Raw genomic sequence first — 10,000 nt, 5'->3', positions numbered from 1 at the left:
GACGCATCCAGCCGTCGGTGTAATTAAAGGAAACTGTACGGCTCGATATCGGTCACTACGCGCACGGCATTGGGGGCTTTCAGGCTTTTCAGCCAGGCGCTCATAAAGCCCTGAAGGTCGCGGTTGCGGTCAGCCCGGACGAGAAACCGCTTGCGCCACATGCCGCGCACAAGGCTCAAAGGCGCATCGGCGGGGCCATAGACGTCGATGCCTTCGGTATTGGGGATGGCCAGGGCCAGTTCGCGCGCATAGCGATTGAGCAGGCCATTGTCCTTGGCCGACAGGATCACCGCCCCCAGCCGACCAAAGGGCGGGAACTGCGCGATGTCGCGGCTCATCTGCTCATAGGCATAGAAGGCCTCGCGGTCCTGCGCCTGCAAGGCCTGCATCACCGGATGCTCCGGCGTGTAGGTTTGCAGCAGGGCACGGCCCGGCTTGGCGGCCCGACCGGCGCGACCGGTGGCCTGCGCCAGAAGCTGAAACGTTCGTTCCGCCGCGCGCAGATCACCGCCCTTCAGGCCTAAATCGGCATCGACAATGCCCACCAGCGTCAGATTCAGGAAGTTGTGCCCCTTGGCGGCGGCCTGCGTGGCGATCAGAATGTCGATCTCATGGTTTTCCACCCGTTTGATCAGGGCCGCCGACGAGTCGGCATCCGGCGTGGTGTCCGAGGAGAAGATTTCGGCGCGCGCCTGTGGGAAGCGTTCCTGCACCTCCTCAAGGATGCGCTCGACCCCCGGCCCGATGGCGGTCAGGCTGTCGAGCGCGCCGCAATGCGGGCAGCGGTCGGGCTTTTTCATCGAAAAGCCGGTCAGGTGGCAGACCAGCCGCCCCGTCGCCCGGTGTTCGACCAGCCACGAATCGGTCTTAGGTGAGGTCATGCGCTCCCCGCACGCCCGGCACAGGACCAGAGGCGCGTAACCGCGACGATTGAGGAACAACAGCACCTGTTCGCGCCGTTGCAGGGTGGCCAGTATCTCCCCCACCAGTTGGTCGGACAGCCAGAAGCCCTTTTCCGGCGGGTGGGCCTTCATGTCGATCAGCGCAATATCCGGCAACTGCGCCGTGCCGTGGCGGCTTTCCAGCCGTACCCACTGATAGCGGCCCTTCTGGGCATTGGTCAGGGTTTCCAGAGACGGGGTGGCCGAGGCCAGCACCACCATGAAGCCGTCACGATGGGCACGCATCACCGCCAGATCACGGGCCTGATAGCGCACACCTTCTTCCTGTTTGTAGGAGCCGTCGTGTTCTTCGTCGATGACGATGAGTTTGAGATTCGTATAGGGCAGGAACAGGGCCGACCGCGCGCCAACGATCAGACGCGCCTCCCCCGTGGCCACGCCATCCCAGATGCGCCGGCGCTGCGAGGCCGACACGGCCGAATGCCACTGCACCGGCGGCACGCCAAAGCGACTCTGGAGCCGCCCCATCACCGCCGTGGTCAGGGCGATTTCCGGCAGAAGGACCAACACCTGAGCCGTCGGATCATCGCGCAGGGCCCGCGCCACGCTTTCGAGATAAACTTCGGTCTTGCCCGAGCCGGTGACGCCATCGAGCAGGACCGGCGCAAAGCCCTGACGTTCCCATTCGTTTTGTAGCAGGCGGTCGGCGGCGGCTTGATCGGCATTGAGGCTGGGCGTCTTAAAATCAGGATCAGGGGCGGCGAAACCTTCGCGGCTCAGTTCGACCTTTTCGAGCCAGCCCTTCTTTTCGAGCGTCTGCACCACGCCCGGTGTCACCCCCGCCGCCTGCGCCAGCTCTGCCGCCGTCAGCGGCAGGACGGCCAGTTCCAGCACGCGCGCCTGTTTGGCCGTGGGTTTGAGCGCTTCGACCTCACGCCGCACATAGCCGTGGCGGGCCTGCGCCTTCGGGGTCTTGAGCGCCTGCAAGCAGCCTTTGAGGAAGGTGCCGGGCGCCGTCAGGGTCCAGGCCGCCGCCCACAGCCAGAAACGCAGGCTCGCCTCCGGCACGCGCGGGTCGCCGATGCGCGCAGCAACGGGTTTCAGCTTGGCGGCTTCGGCGCTGTCGTACAGCTCGACCACCACGCCGCGCACTTTGGCGTGGCCCAGCGGCACCCACACGTGATCGCCTACACTGAGGTCGAAATCGTCCGGAATCAGGTAGTCGAGCGCCGTGTCCATGGGGGCCAGCACCACGACCTTTGCCCGCCGGGTCGCCACGGCGGGGGCTTCGATCAGGCTGTTGGCGGGACTGTCCATAAGATTTTAAGCATTAACCATAGAATTGACTCATCCCCACGGCTTTTTTATGCCATCACTTGTGTCAACGCCAAGTTTAACCGGCCGTTTACCACACCCGATAGCCCACATGTCCTCAGATTTCCGCGACCCGACGACGACCGAGCGCCTCGCCGCCCTGATGGATTACCAGACCCTGCGCGGTCTCCTGCCGGACTTTGTGCAGGAACTGAAGCAGGATCGCGAGCTGCTGGACAAGCTGGGGCTTCAGCCCAAAACGCGCAACCTGATCGACTTCGGCCCGGCCGCTCTCTCGCGGCTGGAGGCCAAGGCCATACGCGATTTCGACATGCGCCGCCAGATCGAGGCGACGGCCCGCGCCAATTTCGACGCTCAGGGGCAAGCGCACGCCATGGCCCTGTCGCTGATGGAGGCGCGCAACCATTCCGATCTGGCCCGCCGCCTCAACGAAGAGGTGCGCAACCGCTTCGGCCTTGTCTGCGCCACCATCGCGCTGGAAGACACGGCCCCCATTCCGCTGGGCTGGATGACGCTCGATTACGGCGGTGTGGACTATATTATCGGCGAGACCGGTCTGTCGCTGTTGGGCCCGGACGGCGTGTGTCGGGCCCTGTTCGGGGATGAGGTTCGCCGCATCAAATCCGCCGCTGTCATCCGCACCGCCATGTGGCGCGAAGGCCGCCCCGGCGCGGTCGCGTTCGGCTCTGCCGATTGGGAAGGTTTCAGCCCGGACATGGGGGCCGAACTGGTCGCTTTTATCGCCCGCGTCGTTGAGCGCGTCGCCGAACGCTGGCCGGTATTATAATTCAAAGAAAAGTCTGGCGCTAAAGCGCCATACGTTTTCTTTGGTTCAACATCGAGAAAATTTTCTCGGGGCGGCCCTTCGAAAATTTTCGAGTTTTATGCCGAAAGTTAGTCGGCTTTCTGGACAGCCTCTCAGACTACGTCACAAGGTAAATAATTGGTGACGATTGCCTTCTACAGTGAAGGCATGACCATCGACGATGCCCGTTTGCACTGGCTCCAGTATCTCAAGGCGCAAAAGCGCGTGTCGCCGCGCACGCTGGAAGCCTATGGCCACGCCTTTGCCCTCTATATTGGACATCTGCGCAAGGCGTTAGGCGCTGACATCGACCTGACCGACCTGGCGCATCTGACCTCTGCCGATATTCGCGGATGGATGGCCTATCTGCGCGGCAAGGATGAGCCCTTATCGGCGCGGTCTCTGGCGCAGCACCTGTCGGCTATCAAATCATTTCATAGCTATCTCGACCTGCATCTGGGCTATGCCAATGCGCAGGTGGCGCTCACTCAGGGGCCACGCCTGAAGACCAGCCTGCCGCGCCCGCTGAATGAGGATCAGGCGCAGGGTCTGCTTACTGAAATCGAGTTGGATGCCGACAAGTCCGAGTGGGAGGCAGCGCGCGACCGCGCCGTACTGCTGCTGCTCTATGGCTGCGGTTTGCGCATTTCCGAAGCCCTGTCGCTGACGGTCAAGGACACGCCACTGGGCGAGACGCTGCGCATTGTGGGGAAGGGCAACAAGACGCGGCTGGTGCCCGTGCTTGAGGCTGTGCGCGAGGCCGTGGACGCCTATAAGCGCCTCCAGCCCTTTACACTAGTACCAGAGGACGCGCTATTTCGCGCACCGCGCGGCGGGCCGCTCAGCCCGCGCCACGTGCAACTGAGCGTGCAGCATCTGCGTTCACGGCTGGGCCTGTCGGATCGCGCCACGCCGCACGCCCTCAGACATTCGTTTGCCACGCACCTCTTGGGCTCAGGGGCGGACCTGCGCTCGATTCAGGAACTGCTGGGCCATGCGTCTCTATCGACGACGCAAAAATACACGCAGGTCGATGCCGAACGTCTGCTCAGCGCCTATGCGGCGGCGCATCCGAAGGGCTGAAACCTGTTTCGGGGTTTGGGGCCTGCGGCCCCAAGTCTTCTCCTTCAAAGAAAAACCCCTTCGGCGAAACCGAAGGGGTTTTTCTTTGAATAAAAGGTTTGTGGGACCCCAAGATACTTTCTTTGGCCCCACGCCCCAAAAAGTTTACGCCTGCATCGTCCAGCCTTCGACGCCCATAGCCGCCTGACGCACGGCTTCCGAACGGGTCGGGTGCGGGTGGCAGATGCGCGCGAGGTCCTCCGAAGCGCCGCCGAACGCCATCAGCACGCAGGCTTCACCGATCATTTCACCCGCCTGCGGGCCCATGATGTGCACGCCATAGACGCGGTCCGTCCTGGCATCCGCCAGGAACTTCACGAAGCCATCGGTCTCATGATTGATCTTGGCGCGGCTGTTGGCCATGAACGGGAACTTGCCGACCTTATACTGCACGCCCGCCGCCTTGAGCTGGTCTTCGGTCTTGCCGACCCAGGCCACTTCCGGGAAGGTATAGACGACCGACGGGACCAGATCATAATCAACATGACCGGCCTTACCAGCGATCAGCTCGATGGCCGCCACGGCGTCTTCTTCGGCCTTGTGCGCCAGCATCGGGCCAGTGATCACGTCACCAATCGCCCACACGCCCGGTGCCGCGGTTTTGAAATGGTTGGTCGGGATGAAGCCGCGCTGATCGGTGGTAATCCCCACGCTTTCGAGGCCCAGACCTTGCGTGAAAGGACGGCGACCAATGGCGACCAGCACCACATCGGCTTCGAGGGTTTCGGGGTTACCCCCCTTAGCCGCTTCCAGCGAAAGGGTGACACCGGTCGCGCCCGTCTTGGCCGCGGTGACCTTGGTGCCCAGTTTGAAGGCAAAGCCCTGCTTGGCCAGAATCTTCTGGAAGCCCGTGGCGACTTCGGTGTCCATGCCCGGCGTGATGCGGTCGAGGAATTCCACCACCGTCACCTTGGCGCCGAGGCGACGCCACACCGAACCGAGTTCGAGGCCGATAATGCCCGCGCCCACAACGACGAGGTGCTTCGGCACCGCCGGCAGCGACAGGGCACCGGTCGAGTCCACGATCTGCTTCTGATCAACGGTGACACCCGGCAGCGGGGTCGGCTCAGAGCCCGTGGCGATGACGATATTTTTGGTGGTCAGGTGCTGGACCGAACCGTCCTGCGCCGTGACCGACACCTTGCCCTGACCTTCGATCTTGCCGAAGCCGACGAAGTAGGTGACCTTGTTCTTCTTCATCAGGAATTCGATGCCCTTGGTCAGGGCGGCCACGCTGTCCTGCTTGGCCTTCATCATCTGGACGAGGTTGAGCGTCGGCGCGGGGACCTCGATGCCGATGGTCTTGAATTCGTGCTGGGCGGCTTCGAACAGTTCCGAAGCGTGCAGCAGGGCCTTCGACGGCATACAGCCGACGTTCAGGCAGGTCCCGCCCAGAACGCCGCGCGATTCAACGATGGCGGTCTTGAGACCCAGTTGACCGGCGCGGATAGCGGCATTGTAGCCGCCGGGGCCGCCCCCGATGATGACGACGTCGAAGCTTTGGTCCTGAGACATGGCGATGGCCCTTAATTTAGCGCATAAGACTTCCTGCCCTGCCGTAAAATTCCAAGCGGCGGGGGTCAAGCCCTATGTGGGTATTTTGAGAGGAAACGCTAGTTTTCGTAAGCCAGATGGCGCTTTGGCAACGGGCGGCCGCGCGCCATCAGGATGATGAAGCCCAGCACCATGGCCACCAGAGTCAGCGTATAGCGCGGGTCCCAACCGGAGAGGATTTCGAGGATGCGGTCAAACAGGCCCGATCCCGCCTCGCCCTTGGTCAGGAAGGTCAGCACCACGTCGGCCACAAAGGCCGCGCCATAGGCCAGAGCCGCGCGCACATTGCCCTTGGCAAACAGAAACGCCGCGATCAGATAGAAGACGATCACCCCGCCCCACAGCCAGATGACCGGCTTGTTGTCGGTCTCTATGGCCGCGACGGCGGTTTCGCCCTGAATGGAGTCGGAGGGCACGGCCGTCACATCGGCTCCGTAGGAGTCATCGGCGCTCAGGATACTGGCCCCGCCGACATGCGTATCGACATCGGCCTGCCGCATGGAAACCTGCGGTGCATAGCTGGGGGTCAGGGCCGATTTGATGACCGGAAAGGCGATCCATCCGACATAGGCCACAACAATCAGGGCGATAAACCAACGCACGTACTTCATGGAAAAGCGCTCCGCAGAACAGGGTTAACGCTGTTTTAACCCATGCGGCGGGTCTTGCCTATGGCTTATTCGCCTGAGAGGAGGTGTCCGCCTCACCGATGGCGGCGGCGGCCAGTGTCGGATCGGCCTTCAGCTTTTCCAGCCCCCCCATATTGCGGTCGGCATAGGTGAGGACCTGATTATAGAAGTCGCGCGACCCGCAGGCCTGCGGTCCCTGACGGTTGGCGTCCTTGTAGAGCATAAGCGCCGTATCATAGGTCTGCTTATAGGCCGCGGCCGTCAGGTGCGGTGTTTCCGAGGCCGGAATGGCCAGCACGCGCTTCATGCGTTGCGCCGTGCGGGCATAGATGACGCAGGACTGCGACGCATAAACCATGTAGCGGTTCAGCACCTTGTCGCCTTTCAGCGTATAGTCTTCCTTGCTGAACTGATTGTCCACGCCGCCGCCCCCGGTGAAGAAGGCTGATCCGCCGCTGCCCGACATGCCATCCATGCCCGGCAGGGGGATTTCACGCATCATGGCCAGGGTTTGCGGCCGCCCCAGCTCACGCGCCACCATGATCCAGAAATCCGGCTGCCCCAGCAGGGCCTCTTCACGGCCATCCAGTTTGATATTGTCAGATTTGCGGATGTACATGTTCAGGAAGTCCTGAAACACATTCTGGATGCGCGATTTTTGCAGGCTGGTGAGGCTGACCGGTTCGCGCCCCATCTCCAGCGCCAGCCCGTAAGACAGCACATATTCCGCTTTCAGCTCCGTCGCCTTGTCGGCCATGTCGGCCATATCGCCGGTCATGGCGCGCTGGATGTGCGGCCAGGCCTTGCGCGACGCGGCGGAATTAAAGGTGCCCGCCTTGCTGTTGGTGGCGGCCTGCGCGACCGGGGACACCAGCAGACAAAAGGCGGCAGTGGCGGTCACAGCCGCGCGGAACAGAACAGACATGAAGGCTCCCCCTGACAGGAATAATTATATTTGGTTTTATTAAAGCGCATTCCGAAAAGTGTGCAACGGTTTTCGGAATCAAATGCGCGACACAACAAAATATTTGAGCCCTTCGGCGGCTCAACTGAGCCGACGAATGCTCTAAAACACGATTGCCCGTCCGGTTCAATTGGCTGGCGCGTCTGGCTTCCATAGTTTGTCCGACGCCCCCAACTGATAGCCGTAATAGAAGACGCGGCGCATCGAGTCCTTTTCAAAGGCCAGAAGCCCGCCTTCGATAAATTCATCCGGCAGGGCGACTTCGGATACGTCCATCTGGCTGCGCTGGGCGAAGGCATAGAGGCTGATCAAAGTCCCGCGCGCCTGCGCCTTGGTCAGGGTGTCGAGCGAGCGGCCCATGATTTCCAGCGCATTGTACGGAGTGATGGCAGGCTGCGGCGTAATCTTGCCATTGATGATGACATAGATATGCCCGCCACTGATCAGGCCTTTGGGCACGGTCCAGTTCATCATGGACTCGGGCAGGATGAAGAAGGGCAGGGTCACGCCGCCATCGACGTGCATTTCCTGAAACGGACGCGGACCGGTCGGCACGCCGTGCCCGCCCGGCACCGGTTCGACCGTGATCATCACCGGCGCGAAGGCGGCCGGGACCGAAGACGAGGCAACCAGCACCTGACGGATCAGGTCCATGGCCTCGCGCATCTTGCCGGCTGAGCCGTCGCGAACGGCAATGGCCGAGATTTCCCCCAGATCCCACAGCACGCCCGTCTGGGCATCGAGATTGGTCGTACCGACCAGCAAGCGCCGCCCTTTGAGGTGTTCGCGGGCAATATCGCGCACCATGGTCTCATCGACATAGGTGCTGACGAGCCCGTACAGGGCCTTCGAATCCAACACCCCCGGCGTGAACAGCGACAACAGTCCGCGTGACTTGGTCAGGCTGTCGGCCACGCCGCTGGTATAGGCGTCTTTCAGCTTCTCATCATAGGCGGAGCCCAGATAGGCGAAGGGCGCGATCAGAGCCCCCGTTGAAACCCCGGTGACCATGCGAAACTGCGGGCGGTCACCGCGCTTGCTCCATCCGGCCAGGACCCCGGCCCCGAAGGCGCCGTCTGCGCCGCCACCGGACAGGGCCAGCACGTCGAAGCGCTGCATCCCGTTCAGTTGCATGTCCTTGCGCGCATCGGCTTCGAGGCGGGCGGGAATATTGGGATCGGTGGCCGAAAAGCGCACATTGGGAAAACCCACCGGCTGATAGTCCGCCGCGCGTGGGTACTCCGTCTCGGTGCGCTGAAGCGTCAGACAGCCGCTCAGGCTAAAGGCCATAACGATCAGGACAAGACGTTTCAGCATGAGGCTCCCCTGTGGATAAACCGCGACTCTAAATAAAAGAAAAGCCGCCCCGTGGAACGGAACGGCTTTCCAATAGGTCACGTCCTCACGCGAAATTACACATCGAGGACGAAACGTTGCGGGTCTTCGAGCCCTTCCTTGACGCGGACGAGGAAGGTCACGGCTTCCTTGCCGTCCACGATGCGGTGATCGTAGGACAGGGCCAGGTACATCATCGGGCGGGCGACGATCTGACCGTTGACGACCATCGGGCGTTCCTTGATGGCGTGCATCCCCAGAATGCCGACCTGCGGCATGTTGAGGATCGGCGTGGACATCAGCGACCCATAGATGCCGCCATTGGTGATGGTGAAGGTGCCGCCTTGCAGCTGATCCAGCGACAGGGTGCCGTCACGCGCCTGCTTGCCCAGCGCGGCGATGCCCTTTTCGATACCGGCCAGCGACAGGTCATCGACGTCACGCAGGACCGGCACGACCAGACCCTTTTCCGTACCCACGGCGACGCCGAGGTCGTAGTGGTTCTTGTAGATGATATCCGTGCCTTCGATTTCGGCGTTGAGCGCCGGAATGTCCTTCAGGGCGGCGACGACGGCCTTGGCGAAGAAGGACATGAAGCCCAGCTTCACACCGTGGCGCTTTTCGAAGACGTCCTTATAGGCGTTGCGCAGGCTCATCACGGTGGACATGTCCACTTCGTTGAAGGTGGTGAGCTGAGCCGCGGTGTTTTGCGACTCCTTCAGACGGCGGGCAATGGTTTGACGCAGGCGGGTCATCTTGACGCGCTCTTCACGCGGGCCGACTTCGCGCGGGGCGACCGGAGCGGAGGGGGCTGCGGCCACCGGAGCCACGGCAACCGCCGCCGGGGTAGCCAGGGCCGCCAGGGCGTCGCCCTTGGTGATGCGGCCGTCTTTACCCGTACCGGCGATGCCGGCGGTGCTCAGGCCGGTTTCGGAGACGATGCGCTGAACGGCGGGCGACAGGTGCTCAGAGGCCTTTTGCGGGGCCGCAGCGGGGGCAGCCGCCGGAGCCGGAGCGGCAGCAGGGGCAGCGGCCACAGAACCCGCCGAAGCGCCCGCGGCGATGCGAGCAATGACCTGACCCGGCGTGACGGTCGCGCCGTCTGCGGCGACGATTTCCGCGATGACGCCATCGGCCGGAGAGGCCACTTCGACGGCGACCTTATCGGTTTCGATTTCGACGAGGATTTCGTCCTTCTTCACCGATTCGCCGACCTTCTTGGCCCAGCGCGAGATGGCGCCTTCGGCCACCGACTCGCCCATCACCGGGGTCTTGACGTCGAGCAGGGCACCGCTCGCCGCCGGGGCCGCAGCCGGCGTAGCGGCGGGGGCCGGAGCCGTGGCAGGCGCCGCCG

Annotated in this window: 8 protein-coding genes; 2 read left to right on the top strand and 6 right to left on the bottom strand. The window is 62.8% G+C overall.

Features of this window, described 5'->3' with window-relative positions; genetic code table 11:
• Positions 1-23 precede the first annotated feature (23 nt).
• Positions 24-2,219 (bottom strand): primosomal protein N', encoded by a 2,196-nt coding sequence (locus tag LDL37_RS09275; protein ID WP_290797133.1) that lies wholly within the window; start codon positions 2,217-2,219, stop codon positions 24-26.
• A 109-nt stretch (positions 2,220-2,328) separates the two neighbouring features.
• Between LDL37_RS09275 and LDL37_RS09270 the strand changes: the two genes are divergently transcribed.
• Both LDL37_RS09270 and LDL37_RS09265 read left to right on the top strand, forming a co-directional pair.
• A complete protein-coding gene (locus LDL37_RS09270) occupies positions 2,329-3,024 on the top strand; it encodes a DUF484 family protein (RefSeq protein WP_232037030.1) in 696 nt (231 codons plus the stop codon).
• Positions 3,025-3,210: 186 nt separating this feature from the next.
• On the top strand, positions 3,211-4,125 hold the full coding sequence (locus LDL37_RS09265) for a tyrosine recombinase XerC (protein WP_290797136.1): 915 nt from the start codon (positions 3,211-3,213) through the stop codon (positions 4,123-4,125).
• A 144-nt stretch (positions 4,126-4,269) separates the two neighbouring features.
• On the opposite strand, the gene lpdA is transcribed toward LDL37_RS09265, so the two are convergent.
• The 5 genes from lpdA to odhB all read right to left on the bottom strand — a co-directional run.
• Positions 4,270-5,679, bottom strand: coding sequence for a dihydrolipoyl dehydrogenase (gene lpdA, locus LDL37_RS09260; RefSeq protein WP_290797129.1), 1,410 nt, complete (start codon positions 5,677-5,679; stop codon positions 4,270-4,272).
• A 98-nt stretch (positions 5,680-5,777) separates the two neighbouring features.
• The gene (locus tag LDL37_RS09255; protein ID WP_290797126.1) at positions 5,778-6,329 is read right to left on the bottom strand and encodes a hypothetical protein; all 552 of its coding nucleotides are present in this window, start codon (positions 6,327-6,329) and stop codon (positions 5,778-5,780) included.
• A 58-nt stretch (positions 6,330-6,387) separates the two neighbouring features.
• Positions 6,388-7,272, bottom strand: a complete 885-nt coding sequence (locus LDL37_RS09250) for a hypothetical protein (protein ID WP_290797124.1) — start codon at positions 7,270-7,272, stop codon at positions 6,388-6,390.
• A gap of 165 nt (positions 7,273-7,437) precedes the next feature.
• Complete coding sequence (locus tag LDL37_RS09245; protein ID WP_290797121.1) at positions 7,438-8,628, bottom strand: patatin-like phospholipase family protein; 1,191 nt, start codon at positions 8,626-8,628, stop codon at positions 7,438-7,440.
• 95 nt (positions 8,629-8,723) lie between these two features.
• Positions 8,724-10,000 (bottom strand): 2-oxoglutarate dehydrogenase complex dihydrolipoyllysine-residue succinyltransferase (odhB, locus tag LDL37_RS09240; RefSeq protein ID WP_290797118.1); only part of this gene is annotated, 1,277 nt, incomplete at its 5' end.

The organism is Asticcacaulis sp., assembly GCF_020217185.1.
Classification (GTDB): domain Bacteria; phylum Pseudomonadota; class Alphaproteobacteria; order Caulobacterales; family Caulobacteraceae; genus Asticcacaulis.
Note: the sequence above shows the minus strand (reverse complement) of the source record. Positions and strands in the feature narration are given on the sequence as shown.

What these genes read in the sequence shown, in the direction of transcription:
- LDL37_RS09275 (WP_290797133.1), bottom strand. Translation starts at nt 2,219, where the DNA reads ATGGACAGTCCCGCCAACAGCCTGATCGAAGCCCCCGCCGTGGCGACC.
- LDL37_RS09270 (WP_232037030.1), top strand. Translation starts at nt 2,329, where the DNA reads ATGTCCTCAGATTTCCGCGACCCGACGACGACCGAGCGCCTCGCCGCC.
- LDL37_RS09265 (WP_290797136.1), top strand. Translation starts at nt 3,211, where the DNA reads ATGACCATCGACGATGCCCGTTTGCACTGGCTCCAGTATCTCAAGGCG.
- lpdA (WP_290797129.1), bottom strand. Translation starts at nt 5,679, where the DNA reads ATGTCTCAGGACCAAAGCTTCGACGTCGTCATCATCGGGGGCGGCCCC.
- LDL37_RS09255 (WP_290797126.1), bottom strand. Translation starts at nt 6,329, where the DNA reads ATGAAGTACGTGCGTTGGTTTATCGCCCTGATTGTTGTGGCCTATGTC.
- LDL37_RS09250 (WP_290797124.1), bottom strand. Translation starts at nt 7,272, where the DNA reads ATGTCTGTTCTGTTCCGCGCGGCTGTGACCGCCACTGCCGCCTTTTGT.
- LDL37_RS09245 (WP_290797121.1), bottom strand. Translation starts at nt 8,628, where the DNA reads ATGCTGAAACGTCTTGTCCTGATCGTTATGGCCTTTAGCCTGAGCGGC.